12 protein-coding genes are annotated in these 15,819 nt (G+C 69.8%); 5 read left to right on the top strand and 7 right to left on the bottom strand.

Going from position 1 to position 15,819, the window contains the following annotated elements; genetic code table 11:
- Positions 1-164: 164 nt before the first annotated feature.
- The 3 genes from IEY88_RS26820 to IEY88_RS26810 form a co-directional block, all read right to left on the bottom strand.
- On the bottom strand, positions 165-1,433 hold the full coding sequence (locus IEY88_RS26820; protein ID WP_189157623.1) for a CE1 family esterase: 1,269 nt from the start codon (positions 1,431-1,433) through the stop codon (positions 165-167).
- Between the two features lie 35 nt (positions 1,434-1,468).
- On the bottom strand, positions 1,469-2,794 hold the full coding sequence (locus IEY88_RS26815) for an extracellular catalytic domain type 1 short-chain-length polyhydroxyalkanoate depolymerase (RefSeq protein ID WP_229693794.1): 1,326 nt from the start codon (positions 2,792-2,794) through the stop codon (positions 1,469-1,471).
- Between the two features lie 116 nt (positions 2,795-2,910).
- Positions 2,911-4,281: an endo-1,4-beta-xylanase gene (locus IEY88_RS26810; RefSeq protein ID WP_189157622.1), complete on the bottom strand. Its 1,371-nt coding sequence runs from the start codon at positions 4,279-4,281 to the stop codon at positions 2,911-2,913.
- A 473-nt stretch (positions 4,282-4,754) separates the two neighbouring features.
- Between IEY88_RS26810 and IEY88_RS26805 the strand changes: the two genes are divergently transcribed.
- From IEY88_RS26805 to IEY88_RS26785, 5 genes are all read left to right on the top strand, one after another.
- Positions 4,755-6,083, top strand: coding sequence for a glycoside hydrolase family 6 protein (locus IEY88_RS26805; RefSeq protein ID WP_189157621.1), 1,329 nt, complete (start codon positions 4,755-4,757; stop codon positions 6,081-6,083).
- Between the two features lie 159 nt (positions 6,084-6,242).
- Entirely contained in the window at positions 6,243-7,247 is a 1,005-nt protein-coding gene (locus IEY88_RS26800; RefSeq protein ID WP_189157620.1) for a LacI family DNA-binding transcriptional regulator, read from the top strand.
- Positions 7,248-7,423: 176 nt separating this feature from the next.
- Positions 7,424-8,863: a glycoside hydrolase family 62 protein gene (locus IEY88_RS26795; RefSeq protein ID WP_189157619.1), complete on the top strand. Its 1,440-nt coding sequence runs from the start codon at positions 7,424-7,426 to the stop codon at positions 8,861-8,863.
- Positions 8,864-8,926: 63 nt separating this feature from the next.
- The gene (locus IEY88_RS26790) at positions 8,927-10,552 is read left to right on the top strand and encodes a glycoside hydrolase family 27 protein (protein WP_189157618.1); all 1,626 of its coding nucleotides are present in this window, start codon (positions 8,927-8,929) and stop codon (positions 10,550-10,552) included.
- Positions 10,549-12,483: a family 43 glycosylhydrolase gene (locus IEY88_RS26785; RefSeq protein ID WP_189157617.1), complete on the top strand. Its 1,935-nt coding sequence runs from the start codon at positions 10,549-10,551 to the stop codon at positions 12,481-12,483. Before IEY88_RS26790 ends, IEY88_RS26785 begins: the two co-directional genes overlap by 4 nt.
- On the opposite strand, the gene IEY88_RS26780 is transcribed toward IEY88_RS26785, so the two are convergent.
- The 4 genes from IEY88_RS26780 to IEY88_RS26765 all read right to left on the bottom strand — a co-directional run bounded on the left by IEY88_RS26780 (position 12,470) and on the right by IEY88_RS26765 (position 15,815).
- Positions 12,470-12,676 carry a sigma factor-like helix-turn-helix DNA-binding protein gene (locus IEY88_RS26780; protein ID WP_189157616.1) on the bottom strand — a complete coding sequence of 69 codons (207 nt, stop codon included), beginning with the start codon at positions 12,674-12,676 and terminating at the stop codon, positions 12,470-12,472. The two genes, IEY88_RS26785 and IEY88_RS26780, sit on opposite strands and share 14 nt — an antisense overlap.
- The gene (locus tag IEY88_RS26775; RefSeq protein ID WP_189157615.1) at positions 12,673-14,184 is read right to left on the bottom strand and encodes an AMP-binding protein; all 1,512 of its coding nucleotides are present in this window, start codon (positions 14,182-14,184) and stop codon (positions 12,673-12,675) included. The genes IEY88_RS26780 and IEY88_RS26775 overlap by 4 nt, the downstream gene beginning before the upstream one ends.
- Positions 14,185-14,425: 241 nt before the next feature.
- Positions 14,426-14,578, bottom strand: a complete 153-nt coding sequence (locus tag IEY88_RS45565) for a hypothetical protein (RefSeq protein WP_189157614.1) — start codon at positions 14,576-14,578, stop codon at positions 14,426-14,428.
- A gap of 151 nt (positions 14,579-14,729) precedes the next feature.
- Complete coding sequence (locus IEY88_RS26765; RefSeq protein ID WP_189157613.1) at positions 14,730-15,815, bottom strand: aldose epimerase family protein; 1,086 nt, start codon at positions 15,813-15,815, stop codon at positions 14,730-14,732.
- Between the last annotated feature and the right edge of the window lie 4 nt (positions 15,816-15,819).

The raw sequence follows: 15,819 nt of genomic DNA, 5'->3' as shown, positions 1-15,819 counted from the left end.
TGGCGTTGTGAAGGGTGCTGGAGAACCGGCCGTCCGCCGGGGTCTGAGCCCTTGGCGCCGTTGTGAAGGGTGCTGGAGAGCCGTCGCCCGCTGACGTCTGAGCCCTTGGCGCCGTTGCGCAGGCGCGGCCACAGCCCCAATGCGGGACCGTGACCGCACCTACGTCACACGATCTGGCACGTGCGCCCGTTGAGACTGAACCAGTCCGGCTTCCCGATGCCGCCCGTGTGCGTCGCCTGGAAGCCGAAGGTGACCGACGCGCCGGGTGCGATCTGCCCGTTGTAGGGGGCGTTCGTCGCGGTCACCTGGCCGGTGGAGGGGGAGTAGGTCGCACTCCACCCACCCCTGATCGTCTGCCCGCCGGGCAGGGAGAACACCAGCGACCACCCGTCGACGGGCGTCGTGCTGGTGTTGGTGAGGGTGATGTTCGACGTCAGGCCCTCGGCCCACGCGTTGATCGTGTCGCTCACCCGGCACGGCCACTGGGTGGGCAGGGGAGTGGACGGTGTCGTGCTCGGGGGAGTGCCGCCACCGCCGAACTGGGTGAGGAACTTCCAGGCCTCGCCGGAGGTCCAGGTCTGCCACCCGTCACCGCCGGAGTCGATCGGTCCCGGGGTGTGCCCGCCGTCGAACGCCGCCCACACCACGGGATAGCCGGCGCGGCAGCCGCTGTAGGTCGTGACCACGTGCCTCCGGCTGCCCGCTGACGGTTCGGGGGCGTTCTGCGCTGCGCACCCGTTGTTGCGCACGAACGTGTCGCGCAGCCCGCGGCCCAGGCCGATGCCCAGGACGTTGTCGCTGATGCCGTGGATGCCCATGTACCCGATGGGCTGGGTGCCGCCGTCGCACCCGCTGAGCTGCGCGCCCGCGTAGACGACCACCGCGCGGAAGACGTTGGCGCGTGCGCAGGCCACCGCGTACGACATGCCGCCGCCGTAGCTGAAACCGCCGGCGAAGCGCTGGGTCGTGTCGATGCACAGCCCGGCGTCGAGCAGTGCCACCAGGTCGTCGACGAACCTCAGGTCCTGGCCGCCGGGGTTGGCCCAGCCGTTGCCGTTGCCCTGCGGGGCCACGAAGATCGTGCCGTTGTTCGCGGCGTCGGAGAGCTTGCGCAGCCCGTAGTAGGACCAGTTGTAGCCGTCGGAACCGCCGGAGTCGACGTCGTTGGCGGTGCCTCCGCGCCAGTGGAAGCCCACGAAGAGCCGGTACTGGCGGTTGCTGTCGTAGTTGGGTGGCAGCCGCAGGACGTACGAACGGCTCTGGCCGCCGCTGCTGATGGTGTGCTGGCCGCTCGTCAACGCCGGTGCCTTGCCGCAGCCGGCCGTCGCCGCCGCCGTACCGGCCTCGGGGCCGCCGAGGGCGATCCCCGCCGCCCCCAGGAACACCACGGCGCTCGCGGCAGCCGCCGCGATCACGAACCTGGATCGGGACATGGCTCTCTGATGGAACATCGTCGTTCCTCCGATCGTCAGGCGACGGCGCACTGCACGCCGTTGAGCGTGAACCCGCCGGCCGCCGCGCTGTTGCCCGTGTGCGTGGCCTGGAAACCGATCGAGATCTGGGCGGAGGGCTGGATCTGCGGGTTGTAGGAGACGTTCGACGCCGTCACCTGCCCGGTGGAGGGGGAGTAGGTCGCACTCCAGCCACCCGTGATCGTCTGCCCGCCCGGCAACGTGAACTGCAGCTTCCAGCCGTTCACGGCCGTCGAGGACGTGTTGGTGATGGTGATCGTCTCGGTCAGGCCGGTGTTCCACGCGTTGACCGCGGCCTTGACCGAGCAGCCCTGGGACGGCGGCGGAGTGGTGGTGGTGGTCGTCGTGGTGGTGGTCGTGGGGTCCGTGGACGGGCGGTCCAGGCCGAGGAAGGTGATGGCGTGCCCCACCATTCCCGCGGTCGGCACGTCGTGGCCGGTGCCCTGGGCGCTGATGCCCTCGACGACGCCCGTCGCGCCGTACCGGGTGCGGGTCCAGTTCGCCTGAGGCTGGTCGGTGGACACCGGGGTCCTGCTCACGCCGTGCACGTTCGTCCACTGGTCGAGCGCCTCGCCGAAGTTCGGGTACGCCAGCGTTGTGTCGTTGGTGCCGTGGAACAGCTGCATCCGCGGGTAGCTCCCGGTGTAGCCGGGGAACATGGCCCGCGCCTGGTCACCCCACTGCTGCGGCGTCTTCAGCAGGTTCCCGCCCGAACACTGGCTGTTCCACAGCGACCCGTCGGTCGTCGCGAAGCACCCGGCGGGGACACCGGCGAAGGCCGAGCCGGCGCTGAACACGTCCGGGTACTCGGCGGCCAGCACGTTGGTCATCATCGCGCCGGACGAGATGCCGGCGACGACGATGCGCGACGGGTCGACGTTGTACCGCTGCCGTGCGTGCGTCACCATCGACATGATGCCGGTCGAGTCACTGCCTCCGTTGCGGCGCAACGCGTTCTGCGTCGACACGTCGAAGCAGCGGCCCTCCCGCGTCGCCTCCGGGTAGACGATCACGTACCCGTGGCGGTCCGCGGCGCTGACGAACTCCCGCCCGCCGCCGTTGTGCACCGCGCTCGCGGACCCGGTGCAGTAGTGCACCATCAGGAGCAGTGCGGGCCGGGCCGCGAGCCGGTCCGGTGCGTACACGTACATGTTCAGGCCGGTCGGGTTGGCGCCGAACCCGGTGACCGGCACCAGGGACGCGGCGTGTGCCTGCTGGGGCACGAGCGAGAAACCGACGGCGGCGAGCAGTGACAGCACCGCCGCGAGGACAGCGACGTGCCGTTTGGCCACGTGTCGCTGGATGGTGTTCCGGATGGTCACGACGACCTCGTTCTCTTGCTGAGGAAAGGGAGTTCGGGGGATCAGGCGCTGAACCGGGCCGGCTCCCGCAGAGGACGTCACGTCCGTTCTGCGGGAGCCAGCCCGGGTGTGGTGCGTCAGCGCGCGGCGCAGGACGGGTTCAGGCCCGACCCGTTGCCGCTGCCCTGGAAGCCGAACTCGGTGGACCCGCCCGCCGGCACGGCGGCGTTGTAGTCCACGTTGGTCCAGTTGACCGTTCCGCTGTTGCCGCTGCGGTTCGCGCTCCACGAGCCGGTGACCGTGGCGTTCGACAGCGTGGTCGTCACGGTCCAGCCGCTCAGCGCGCTGGAGCCCGCCGTGACCTTGATCGTGGCCACGAACCCCTCGTTCCACTGGTTCAGCGACACCGTCGCGGTGCAGCCGCCCGGACCGGGGCCGTTGCTCGTCGTCGTGGTGGTGGTCGTGGTGGTCGTCGTCGGGCCGGGACCACCGCCCGCGTTCAGCGCGTCCAAAGTGGAGTTGTACGCGGCCTTCTTGTTGCCACTGCCGTCGAACAGCAGCGGGGTGCCGGACGCACGCCACGAGTCGGTGTCGCGGATGCCCCACACCGTGATGCCGGTGCAGCGCGCGACGGCGAGGCAGGCCTGGGTGACCCGCTGGTAGTTCTGGGCCTGCGAGCTGCCGGAGCCCTCGATGTCCAGCTCGGTGATCTGCACGTCGACGCCGAGGTTGGCGAAGTTCTGCAGGGTGGTCTGGTAGTTGGACGGCACCGGGCTCTGGGGGTTGAAGTGCGACTGGAGACCGACGCAGTCGATCGGGACGCCGCGGGACTTGAAGTCCTGCACCATCCGGTACACGGCCTGTGTCTTGGCGTGCGACCAGTCGTCGGTGTTGTAGTCGTTGTAGCAGAGCTTCGCGCCGGGGTCGGCGGCACGGGCCGCGCGGAAGGCGGCCTCGATCCAGTCGTTGCCGGTGCGCTGCAGGTTGGAGTCACGGCGTCCGCCGCTGCTGCCGTCCGCGAACGCCTCGTTCACCACGTCCCAGGCGTAGATCTTGCCGCGGTAGTAGGTCGCGACCTGCGTCACGTGGTTGAGCATCGCGTTGCGCAACGCCGTGCCGGACATGTTCTGCATCCAGCCCGGCTGCTGCGAATGCCACGCCAACGCGTGTCCACGTACCCGCTTGCCCTGGTTGCGGGCATGGTTCACGATCCGGTCCGCGTTGCCGTAGCTGAACTGGTTCTGGTTCGGCTCGGTCGCGTCCATCTTCATCTCGTTCTCGGCCGTGACCATGTCGAACTCGCGGTTCAGGATCCCCACGTAGGTCGAGTCACCGAGCTTGTTCGCCGCCACGGCCGTGCCGAAGTACCGGCCGCTCTGCTGGGCCGCGGCACTGAGGGTGGTCGCGGCGTTCGCGACCGGCGGTGAGATCAGGGTGGCGCCGACAACCGCTGTCGCGACCGTGGCGATGATCGGGATCAGCGCCACTGACTTCGATGTCAGTTTCATCTTCCACACTTTCCGAGGTCAACCCGAATGCAGGGTGGTGATGGGCAGGACGGATGGCCGGACCCGGTGCGCCATTGCCGGATCTCGGTGGGCGGTGAGAATTGGCGGAGATGTTCCGTCGTCGCCCGCCGTTGCCGTTCCGGAGTGTCGCAGTCGTTCATCGACGCTCACAAGAAGTCGTTGTCGAATTCGACACCGATTGACCTGATCGGCCTACTCCTGATGAGGGAGCGCTCCCAACTACCACGTCACCGCCTTGATCGCATTTTCGTGGAAAGTTTCGAAACTTTCTGCGGCGGCGTCGGCCATTATCACTTCCGCCGTTGACGATTCAGGGTTCCGTGGTTACGTTGACCCGAACTCGCATTCGCTTCTCCGAAGTATGAGAGCGCTCCCGCGTCGCCGATTCACGTCCGGGCAGCACCGACGCTGCGAGAACCCGAATCACATCGACCGAGCGAACTGGAGACACGATGACACGGTGGAAGCGGGGCGCGAGCGCGAGTCTGCTCGCGGGCGCGGCGGTGACCGGGGTGGCGGCCCTGGTGATCAGCGGCGGCGCGACCGTCAGTGCCGCCGAGTCGGCGTTCTACGTCGACCCGTCGAGCTCGAGCGCGCGGTGGGTGGCGGCCAATCCCGGCGACTCGCGGGCGGCGGTCATCCGCGACCGCATCGCGTCGGTCCCGCAGGCGCGGTGGTACACGACGACCAACACGTCGACGGTGCGGTCGGAGGTCAGCTCCTTCGTGGGCGCGGCGGCCGCGGCCGGGAAGATCCCGATCCTGGTGGTCTACAACGTCCCGAACCGCGACTGCGGAGGCGCGAGCGGTGGCGGGGCGCCTTCCCACACGGCCTACCGGGCGTGGGTCGACGAGGTCGCGGCGGGCCTCGCCGGACGTCCGGCGACGATCGTGCTGGAACCGGACGTGCTGCCGTTGATGACCAACTGCCAGAGCACGGACCAGCAGAACCAGACCAAGGCGTCCATGGCCTACGCGGGCAAGAAGCTCAAGTCCGGTTCCGGGCAGGCCAAGGTCTACTTCGACATCGGCCACTCCTCGTGGCTGACCCCGGCGGAGGCGGCGAACCGGTTGCGCGGCGCGGACATCTCCAACAGCGCCGACGGCATCTCGACCAACGTGTCGAACTACCGCGCCACCTCCGACGAGGTGAACTTCGCGAAGAACGTGCTCAACGCCGTCGGCGACAGCCGCCTCAAGGCCGTGGTCGACACCAGCCGCAACGGCAACGGTCCCGCCGGCAGCGAGTGGTGCGACCCGGCCGGGCGCGCGATCGGCACGCCCAGCACGACGAACACGGGCGATTCGAGGATCGAGGCGTTCCTGTGGATCAAGCTGCCGGGCGAGTCGGACGGCTGCATCGCACCGGCCGGCCAGTTCGTGCCGCAGCGGGCCTATGAGCTCGCGATGGCGGCGGGGCCGATCACGACGACGACCACGACGACCACGACCACGTCGGGCGGCGGCAACCCCGGTGGCGGGTGCACCGCGACCCACCGCGTGACGAGCCAGTGGAACGGCGGCTACTCCGGTGAGATCGTGATCGTGAACCGCGGTGCGGCCATCAACGGCTGGACCTTCACGTTCTCGGCGCCGGGGGTCACGGTGACCCAGGGCTGGAACGGGACGTGGACCGACACGGGCGACCAGGTCCGGGTGGCGAACGCGGCCTGGAACGGCTCGATCGGGTCCGGGGCCCAGCTGAACATCGGGTACAACGCCAACTACAACGGCACGCCACCGTTCTCGTCTCCGGTGCTGAACGGCGTCGCCTGCTCCTGAGGCGGTGACGAAGGGGGTCCCCGGCCTGCACCGGCCGGGGACCTCTCCGTGTCCTGGACGGTGTCCCTCCGCCGGGGCCGTCCAAGCGTGTGACCCACGGAACCTCGAGCAGAGGTTCTCGGTGCGGCGGGAGGCGGATCTGCGGTGGGACGATCACGCGTGACCCTGGCCGACGTGGCGGCGGCGAGCGGGGTGTCGATCACCACGGCCTCGCTCGTCCTGACCGGACGCGCGCGGGAGCTGCGCATCTCCCCGGCGGCCGAACAGCGGGTGCGCTCCACCGCGCAGGAGCTGGGGTACCGGCGCGGCACCCACTCGGCGCGTCCCGGGTTGTCGCGGACGCTCGGGTTGGTGCTCGACACCGCCGAGGCGTCCGGTCCGGTCGGCGACGTCGTCAAGGGAGCGCTGGAGGCCGCGTGCCGGCGCGGGTTCATGCTGCTCGTCAGCGAGTCCGGTGGAGATCCGGCCGTGGAGCGCGCCCTGGTCGAGGCGATGCGCGACCGGCAGGCGGACGGCATCGTGTTCGCCGCGGCGCACACCCGGACGGTCGCCGTGCCGGACGGTCTGCGGCGCGGGCCCGCCGTCCTGCTCAACGCCACCGGGGCTCTTCCGTCGGTGGTGTCCGACGAGGTGCGGGGTGGTCACTCCGCCGCACGGCTCCTCCTCGAGGCCGGGCACGTTCGCGGCGTCCACCTGATCGGTGCCGGACCGGGATCACACGGCGGCGCGGCGGCGGAACGCCTCACCGGCCTGCGCGAGGTGTTCGCCGCGGCGGGAGTCTGGGTGGCTGACGCGGCTGAATGTCCGAAGTGGACGGCTGAAGAGGGCTACGCGGTGACCGCGGATCTGCTGCGCCACCACCGGCCGCAAGCGCTGGTGTGCCTCGACGACCGCCTCGCGTTCGGCGCGTACCAGGCCCTCGCCGACGCCGGGCTCTCCGTGCCGGGCGACGTGTCCGTGCTCGGGTTCGGCGACCACCCCGTCGCCTCCTGGATGCGTCCCCGGCTCACCACGCTCGCCCAGCCCCACCGCGAGCTCGGCGAGCGGGCGGTGGAGGTCCTGCTCGAGGTCGTGGAGGGGCGCGGCGCCCGGTCGCCGGTGGTCCACCGGCTGCCGATGCCGGTGCGCACGGGCGGTTCGGTGGCGCCCACTTGTTTGCGTTAACAGTCCGGCGATCCCAGCTTTGCAGGTCAACGAATTCGTGGCGAGGGCTGCTAAAAGTTAGCGCTCACATTTAGCTTTGACCGCTTCGTGAAAGCGTCGTTACATTGCTGGAAGCCGCTGTGCGGCACCTCGATGTCAGCACCTGGTCCCGCTCCCTCCAGCGACGAAGGGTGATCATGTTCCTCGCACGGATCCGCTCGTCCCGGCGCGCCCGGCTCACCGCCCTGGCCGCGGTCCCGCTCATCGCGGTGACCGCGCTGACCGCGCTGGCCGGGCAGCCAGCCTCGGCTGCGCCCGGCTGTTCGGTCGCGTACTCGGCACCGTCGCAATGGGACGGTGGGTTCACCGCCGCCGTCGCCGTGACGAACCTCGGTGACGCGGTCAACGGCTGGACGCTCACCTGGAGCTTCGGCGCCGGGCAGCAGGTGCAGCAGGCCTGGAACGCCCAGGTGGCGCAGTCCGGTGCCCAGGTGACCGCGCGCAACGTGTCCTACAACGCGACGATCCCCACCGGGGGCAAGGTCGAGTTCGGGTTCAACGGTTCCGCCTCCGGCACGAACAACCCGAACCCGGTGGCGTTCACGCTCAACGGCACCCTGTGCACCGGCGGCGTCGGCCCCACCACGACCACCACCACGGGCAACCCGCCGGTGGGTGGTCTGCCGTCGAGCTTCCGCTGGTCCTCCAGCGGCCAGCTGATCAGCCCGAAGCCGGACGCGACGCACGCCAACGTCGCGGTGAAGGACCCGAGCGTCGTCTACCACAACGGCAAGTACCACGTCTTCGCCTCGACCTACACCGACGGCTACAACCTGATGTACACCAGCTTCACCGACTGGTCCCAGGCGTCGGCGGCACCCCACTTCTACCTCGACCGCTCCGGCATCGGCACCGGCTACCGGGCGGCGCCGCAGGTGTTCTACTTCGCGCCGCAACGCCTCTGGTACCTCGTCTACCAGACCGGGTCGAACGCGTCGTACTCCACGACCTCCGACATCGCGAACCCGGCGTCGTGGTCCACGCCCAGGAACTTCTACGCGGGCGGCATGCCGCAGATCATCCGCGACAACATCGGCAACGGGTACTGGGTCGACTTCTGGACGGTGTGCGACACCGCGAAGTGCTACCTGTTCTCCTCCGACGACAACGGCCACCTCTACCGGTCGGAGACGAGCCTCGCGCAGTTCCCCAACGGCTTCACCAACACGGTGATCGCGATGCAGGACAGCGACCGCAACAGGTTGTTCGAGGCGTCGAACGTCTACAAGATCGCCGGGAAGGACCAGTGGCTGCTGGTGCACGAGGCGATCGGCACCGACGGCCGCCGCTGGTTCCGCTCCTGGACCGCGCCCTCGATCACCGGCCCGTGGACCGCTCTGGCCGACAGCGAGTCGAACCCGTTCGCCCGCGCGAACAACGTGACGTTCCCGAGTGGACAGTGGACCCGCGACATCAGCCACGGCGAGATGGTCCGCACGAACGTCGACCAGACGATGGAGATCAGCCCGTGCCGGCTCAGCTACCTCTACCAGGGCATGGATCCCAGCGCCGGGGGTGAGTACAACCGGCTGCCGTGGCGGCTCGGCCTGCTCACCCAGACCAACTCCACCTGCTGATCCCGGGGCCGGTGCCGCCGGTAGCGCCGCCGGCGGCACCGGCTCCGGGAGAAAGGGGCCACGATGCCCTCCCGGTTCAGGCCACTCGCACACCTCGCCGTCGCCGTGCTCACGGCACTGTCGGCCGTCAGCACCGCCTCGGCGGCTCCCGGCAGCCCTGCCCTGACCCCGCCCCTGGGCTGGAACAGCTGGAACAGCTTCGGCTGCGGCATCACCGAGGGCCAGGTCCGCCAAGCCGCCGACGCGATGGTGTCGTCGGGCATGCGCGACGCCGGTTACCAGTACGTCGTCGTGGACGACTGCTGGTTCGACCCGCAGCGCGACTCGGTGGGTGCCCTGCGCTCGCACCCGTCGAAGTTCCCCAGCGGCATGAAGGCGCTGGGCGACTACATCCACGCGCGGGGCCTGAAGTTCGGCATCTACCAGGTGCCGAACGAACGCACGTGTGCGCAGACCACCGGTGCCCATCCCGGTTCCACTGGCAGCAAAGGCCACGAGGTGCAGGACGCGCGCACGTTCGCGTCCTGGGGCGTGGACTACCTGAAGTACGACTGGTGCTCGGGCGCGGGCACCCGCGACGAGCAGGTCGCCCGGTTCTCGATCATGCGTGATGCCCTGCGCGCCACCGGCCGCCCGATCGTCTACAGCATCAACCCCAACAGCTTCCACGCCATCACCGGCGACCGGTACGACTGGGGCCAGGTCGCGGACCTGTGGCGCACCACGGAGGACCTGCTGGACATCTGGCAGAACGGCAACGTCAACAGCTACCCGATGGGCGTGGGCAACGTCGTCGACGTGACCGCCCCGCTCGCGGCCCAGTCCGGGCCGGGGCACTGGAACGACCCGGACATGCTGGTGGTCGGGCGTCCCGGGCTCACCCTCACCGAGTCCCGCTCGCACTTCGCGCTGTGGGCGTTGCTGGCGGCGCCGCTGATGGCCGGCAACGACATCCGCACCATGTCCGCCGACGTGAGCGCGGTCCTGCGCAACCAGCGCCTGCTCGCGGTGAACCAGGACGCGCTCGGTGCGGGAGGGCGGCGGGTGCGCGACGACGGCGCCACCGAGGTGTTCGCCAAACCCCTCGCGGACGGCTCGGTCGCGGTCGGCCTGTTCAACCGGGGCGGCGGCACCGCGACCGTCACCACCACGGCCGCCCAGATCGGCCTGTCGGGGAGCGCCTTCACGCTGACCGACCTGTGGACCGGTGGCACGTCCGGCACCTCGGGCGCGATCTCCGCCTCTGTTCCCGCGCACGGCGTCGCGGCGTACCGGGTGACGGGTGGGACGCCGGTGCAGAGCACCACGTCGCGCCTTCGCGGGGCGGGGTCGAACCGCTGCCTCGACGTCGAGAACGGGTCCACCGCCGCCGGGACCGCCGCCGTGGTCCAGGACTGCCTCACCCCTGCCTCGCAGCAGTGGACGTCGTGGCCGAACGGAGAGGTGCGGGTGTTCGGCGACAAGTGCCTCGACGCCTACGACCAGGGCACCGCGAACGGCACGAGGGTCATCACCTGGCCATGCAACGGTCAGGCGAACCAGCGCTGGACGCTCGGCTCGGACGGAACGCTCCGCAACACGAACGCCGGCCTGTGCCTCGACGTCGAACGGGCTGCGACGGCCAACGGCTCGAAGCTGGTGCTGTGGACCTGCAACGGCCAGTCCAACCAGAGGTGGGCGCGATCATGAGGTGGGTTCCGGTCACGCTGTCCGCGCTCACGCTGGTGGCGGCGGGGGTCGCCGCGAGCACGGCGGCACAGGCGGCTCCCGGTTGTGCCGTCACCTACGCGAAGAACTCCGAGTGGCAGGGCGGCTTCGGCGCGGCCGTGTCGATCACGAACACCGGGGACGCGATCGCCGGCTGGACGCTCGAGTGGACCTACGCCTCCGGGCAGCAGGTCGGGCAGCACTGGAACGCCGTGATCACGCAGAGCGGCGGCGCGGTCAGCGCGCGCAACGCCTCCTACAACGCGGCGATCCCGGCCGGCGGCAAGGTCGAGTTCGGGTTCAACGCCACGTCCGGCTCCAGCAACCCCGACCCGGTGTCGTTCCGCCTGAACGGCACCACCTGCGGCGACACCGGCGCACCCACGACGACCACCACCACGACCACGACCACGCCGAGACCGTCGTCCTTCACGAACCCGGTGCTGTGGCAGGACTTCGCGGACATCGACATCATCCGCGTCGGTGACGCTTACTACTACTCGGCGTCGACCATGCACTACTCGCCGGGCGCGCCGGTCCTGCGCTCCTACGACCTGGTCAACTGGGAGTTCGCCGGACACTCCGTGCCACGCCTCGACTTCGGCCCCAAGTACGACCTCAACGGCGGCAGGGGGTACGTGCGGGGCATCTGGGCCTCGTTCCTCAACCACCGCAAGAGCAACAACACGTTCTACTGGGGTGGCTGCGTCGACTTCGCCCAGACGCACATCTACACCGCGACCTCCGTGGACGCGCAGTGGTCCAAGCTCTCCACGATCAACAAGTGCTACTACGACGCGGGAATGCTGGTCGACGACAACGACACGATGTACGTCGCCTACGGCAACACCACGATCAGCGTCGCGCAGCTCTCGGCGGACGGGAAGTCCGAGGTGCGGTCGCAGCAGGTGTTCCAGACGCCCTCGAACATCGGAACCCTGGAGGGAGCGCGGTTCTACAAGCGCGGCGGCAGCTACTACATCTGGCTGACCCGGCCCGCGAACGGCCAGTACGTGCTCAAGGCGTCGAGCCCGTTCGGCCCCTACACCGTGCAGCAGGTGCTGCTCGACATGCCCGGCCCGATCCAGGGCGGGGGAGTGCCGCACCAGGGCGGCATGGTCCAGACGCAGAACGGCGACTGGTACTACATGGCGTTCGTCGACGCCTACCCCGGTGGCCGCGTGCCGGTGCTCGCGCCGATCACCTGGACCTCCGACGGCTGGCCGCGCATCACCACGGTCAACGGCGGCTGGGGTGCGAACTACCCGATGCCGAACCTGCCGTCACGCCCGGTGAAGCCCATGACCGGCGTCGACACCTTCGACGGGACGACGCTCAAACCCCAGTGGGAGTGGAACCACAACCCGGACACCACGAAGTACAGCGTGAACAACGGTTTGCGGCTGTCCACAGCGACTGTCACCAACGACCTGTACAACGCCCGCAACACCCTCACCCACCGCGTCCAGGGGCCGACGTCGACCGCCACCGTCACCCTCGACCTGGCCTCGATGCGCGACGGCGACCGCACCGGTCTCGCGATGCTGCGCGACTCGTCGGCGTGGATAGGCGTCAAACGCGACAACGGCCGCAACCGCGTCGTCATGGTCAACGGCCTGACCATGGACGGCAACTGGAACACCACCGGTACCGGTGCGGAGGTCGCGAGCGCGACCCTCGCCGGAACCCGGATCTGGTTGCGCGCCAACGCCGACATCCGTCCGGGCAGCGGACGGCAGGCCAGGTTCTCCTACAGCACCGACGGCGTGAACTTCACCTCGCTGGGCACCGGCTTCACGCTGAAGAACGAGTGGCAGTTCTTCATGGGCTACCGGTTCGGCATCTTCAACCACGCCACGCAGGCGCTGGGAGGTTCGGTCACGGTGCCGCGCTTCGAGCTCACGACTCCATGACCCCGTTGTCCCGCAACGCGCGTCTCAACGCGTGCAGGCCGTGGTGCAACCGAGTCTTCACGGTGCTTTCCGGCAGCTCCAGCGCGTTCGCCACGGCGGTGACGGACTCGCGGCGGTAGAAGGCACGCACGATCACCGCCCGGTGCTCGGGCTCCAGTGACGACAGCGCTTCGGCGACGAGCCGCGCGCTCACGAACGCCCCACGGGGGAGCGGCGCCCGTCCAGGCAGGACAGGAGTGCGCGCCGGTCGACCCTGCCGCGGTCGGTGGTCGGCAACGTGTCGAGCGGCACGATCAACGTGGGCACGCAGTAGTGCGGCAGCCGCTGCGAGACCGCGCGCCTGGCCACGTCCGGCGCCGCCGTGCCCGGGCTGATGAACCCGACGAGCCTGCCGTCGTGCACCAGGGTCGTGGCCCGCTCGCAGCCCGCCGCGCCCTCCAGCGCCTCGGTGACCGCGTTCAGCTCGAACCGGTACCCGAGCACCTCGACCTGGTCGCCGGCCCGTCCGTGGTGCTCCAGTTCGCCGTCCTCGGTCCACCGTCCGAGGTCGCCGGTGCGGAACATCAGGTGGTCCCCGCCGAGGAACGGGTCGGGCCGGTACCGGCGCGAGGTCAGGTCGAGGTCGCCCGCGTAGCCCGCGGTGACACCCGCGCCGCCCACCCACAGCTCCCCGATCCCGCCGATCGGCCGCGGGGACAGGTCCTCGTCGAGCACGTACGTGGTCGCGTTCGGCACCGGCCTGCCGATGGTGAGCCGCCCGCTGCCCGCGTCGCGGCGCTGCACGGTGGCGGCGATGGTGACCTCGGTGGGGCCGTACGCGTGGTGGAAGGCCACCCGGCTCGACCACGTGTCGGCCAGCGGCCGCGGGCACCGTTCACCGGCGACGGCGACCGTGCGGACCCGGTGACACGCTTCGGGGTTCAGTGACGACAGCACGTCCGGGGTGGCGATCACGACGTCCACCTCGCTCGCCGTCCGCTCGTCGCCGATCACCAGCGTGCCGCCGTTCGCGAGCGTGCCGAGCACCTCCCACATCGCGAGGTCGCAGGCGAGGTCCAGCAGTTGCGACACCCTCGTCCCCGGCGCGATGCCGAGCGATCCCGGAGTCGTGAGGAGCAGGTTGCACAGGTTGGTGTGGGAGACCCGCACGCCGGTGGCGCCGGTGAAGACGACCGCGGCGACGTCCGAGTCGGAGGTGATGGTGCGGCAGAACGTGTTCACGGCGGGCAGGGTGTCGATCGCGACGACCTCGGCGAGGTGGCCGGGCAGCACGTCCTCGCTCGTCGTGAGCACGACGTCGATGCGCGCGGTGCGGACGACGTGCCGCAGCTGGGCCTCGGACGTGGTGCCCGCGTCCTGGGGCACGTAGGCCGCCCCCGCCTTGAGCACCGCGAGGATGCCGGCCACCATGGAGATCGACCGCGTCAGGAACAGTCCCACGTGGTCACCGGGACGCACGCCGGCGCGGACCAGGAACTCGGCCAGCAGCCCGGCTCGGGCGTCGAGCTCCGCGTAGGTCAGCGACTCGCCGAGGTGTTCCACGGCGGTCAGGTGCGGACGCCGGGCCGCGTGCGTCTCGAAGGCGTGGTGGACGTGGTCGAACGGAGGCGTGCGGATCGGCCCCGCACCGAACGTCCGGAACAGCGCGCGATCGGAGAGGGACAGCTCCCGCAGGGCGGATTCCCGGAACTCGGCTGCCATGACAGGACCCCTTCCGCTGGTGCCGTCCTCTCAGCTTGAACGACACAGACGTCGGGAGCCGCATCAGTCGTCGAATCGACAGCGAATCGATCAAGATGTTGTGCCGCAACGGCTTGACGAGTGATGTGGCCCACGCCTGATCATCACCCGGAAGGCTGACTGACCACTCCTCCGTTTGTCATGGCCGTCTGCGCATATGAGCATCTGTCCTATGACGACTGTCGAACACGCCCCGGCGGAACTACACCGCCACACGCACGGTCCCGGCTGCGGCCACGACGCCGTCGTGCACCGCGACCACGTCGACTACCTGCACGACGGGCACGTGCACCGTGAACACGTGACGGATCGCGGAGTGCACTACGACGAGTGCGACAAGTGCAAGTGTGCGCACTGCGCGGACTCGTGCGCGCAGTGCGACTGCTCGGAATGCGATTGCCCGACCTGCAACCACGCCCAGTGCGCCTGTGAAGGGTGCTCCGACGCGTGCGCGAACTGCACGTGCGCGGAATGCTCCTGCCCCACGTGCAGTCACGCGGCGTGAGTCAGTCCGCAGTGGACAGTTGGAACACCGTCTCCTGGTGGTAGACCTCCCCGGGCCGCAGCACCGTGCTGGGGAAGTCCAGGCGGTTCGGCGAGTCCGGGAAGTGCTGCGCCTCGAGGGCGAAGCCGGCGTTGCGGCCGTACGGGCGCCCGCTGGTGCCGACCAGGTCCTCGGTCAGGAAGTTGCCCGAGTAGAACTGCAGGCCGGGCTCGGTGGTCCACATCGTCAGCAGACGCCCGGACGCCGGGTCGCACGCCTGCGCGGCGAAGGAGGCGCCGGAGGAGTCCAGCACCCAGTTGTGGTCGTAGCCCGACGCGACGCGCAGCTGGTCGTGCGACGCCTCGATGCGGGCGCCGATCGCGGTCGGCAGCCGGAAGTCGAACGGGCTCCCGTCGACCGGCACGGGAGCGCCGGCCGGGATCAGGTTCTCGTCGACCGCGCAGTAGTGGCTCGCGTTGAGCATCAGCGACTGGCGGCACACGTCACCGCTGCCTTCCCCGGCCAGGTTCCAGTAGCTGTGGTTGGTCATGTTGAGCACGGTCGGCGCGTCCGCCGTCGCGCGGTAGGTGATGCTCAGGCGGTTGTGCCGATCGAGCCGGTATGTCACCTGCGCCGCCACGGCGCCGGGGAAGCCGCCGTCGCCGTCCGGGCTCACCAGGTCGAGCTGCACGCCCACGCTGTCGGGTTCGTGCAGCTCGGTCGCGGACCACACCCGTGTGTCGAAGCCCGCCGGTCCGCCGTGCAGGCTGTTCGGGCCGTTGTTGAGCGGGAGCTGGTGCTGGACGTCGTCCAGGGTGAAGGCGCCGCGGGCGATCCGGTTGGCGTACCGGCCGATCACGGCGCCGAAGAACACCCTGGCCGCGTCCGGCCGGTTGTTCGCGACGTAGTCGTCGAGCGCGGGGAACCCGAGCACCACGTTGGCAGGCACTCCGTCGCGGTCCGGGGCCTCCAGCGACTGGATCACGCCGCCGTAGTCCAGGATCCGCACGGTGAGCCCGCCGGGCCACGCCAGGACGTACCGGTGCACGTCGGCGTCGCCGACCCGGCCGAACAGTTCCCGGCGGAGCTCGGGTTCCCGCTGCGACATCGAA

The sequence above is a fragment of the Lentzea pudingi genome (genome assembly GCF_014646255.1).
Lineage (GTDB): Bacteria > Actinomycetota > Actinomycetes > Mycobacteriales > Pseudonocardiaceae > Lentzea > Lentzea pudingi.
This window is presented reverse-complemented; position numbering and strand designations above follow the sequence as displayed.

Excerpts from the sequence above, each read along its gene's own strand:
- IEY88_RS26785 (WP_189157617.1), top strand. The coding sequence starts at position 10,549 with ATGAGGTGGGTTCCGGTCACGCTGTCCGCGCTCACGCTGGTGGCGGCG.
- IEY88_RS26795 (WP_189157619.1), top strand. The coding sequence starts at position 7,424 with ATGTTCCTCGCACGGATCCGCTCGTCCCGGCGCGCCCGGCTCACCGCC.
- IEY88_RS26790 (WP_189157618.1), top strand. The coding sequence starts at position 8,927 with ATGCCCTCCCGGTTCAGGCCACTCGCACACCTCGCCGTCGCCGTGCTC.
- IEY88_RS26820 (WP_189157623.1), bottom strand. The coding sequence starts at position 1,433 with ATGTCCCGATCCAGGTTCGTGATCGCGGCGGCTGCCGCGAGCGCCGTG.
- IEY88_RS26765 (WP_189157613.1), bottom strand. The coding sequence starts at position 15,815 with ATGTCGCAGCGGGAACCCGAGCTCCGCCGGGAACTGTTCGGCCGGGTC.
- IEY88_RS26810 (WP_189157622.1), bottom strand. The coding sequence starts at position 4,281 with ATGAAACTGACATCGAAGTCAGTGGCGCTGATCCCGATCATCGCCACG.
- IEY88_RS26775 (WP_189157615.1), bottom strand. The coding sequence starts at position 14,184 with ATGGCAGCCGAGTTCCGGGAATCCGCCCTGCGGGAGCTGTCCCTCTCC.
- IEY88_RS26805 (WP_189157621.1), top strand. The coding sequence starts at position 4,755 with ATGACACGGTGGAAGCGGGGCGCGAGCGCGAGTCTGCTCGCGGGCGCG.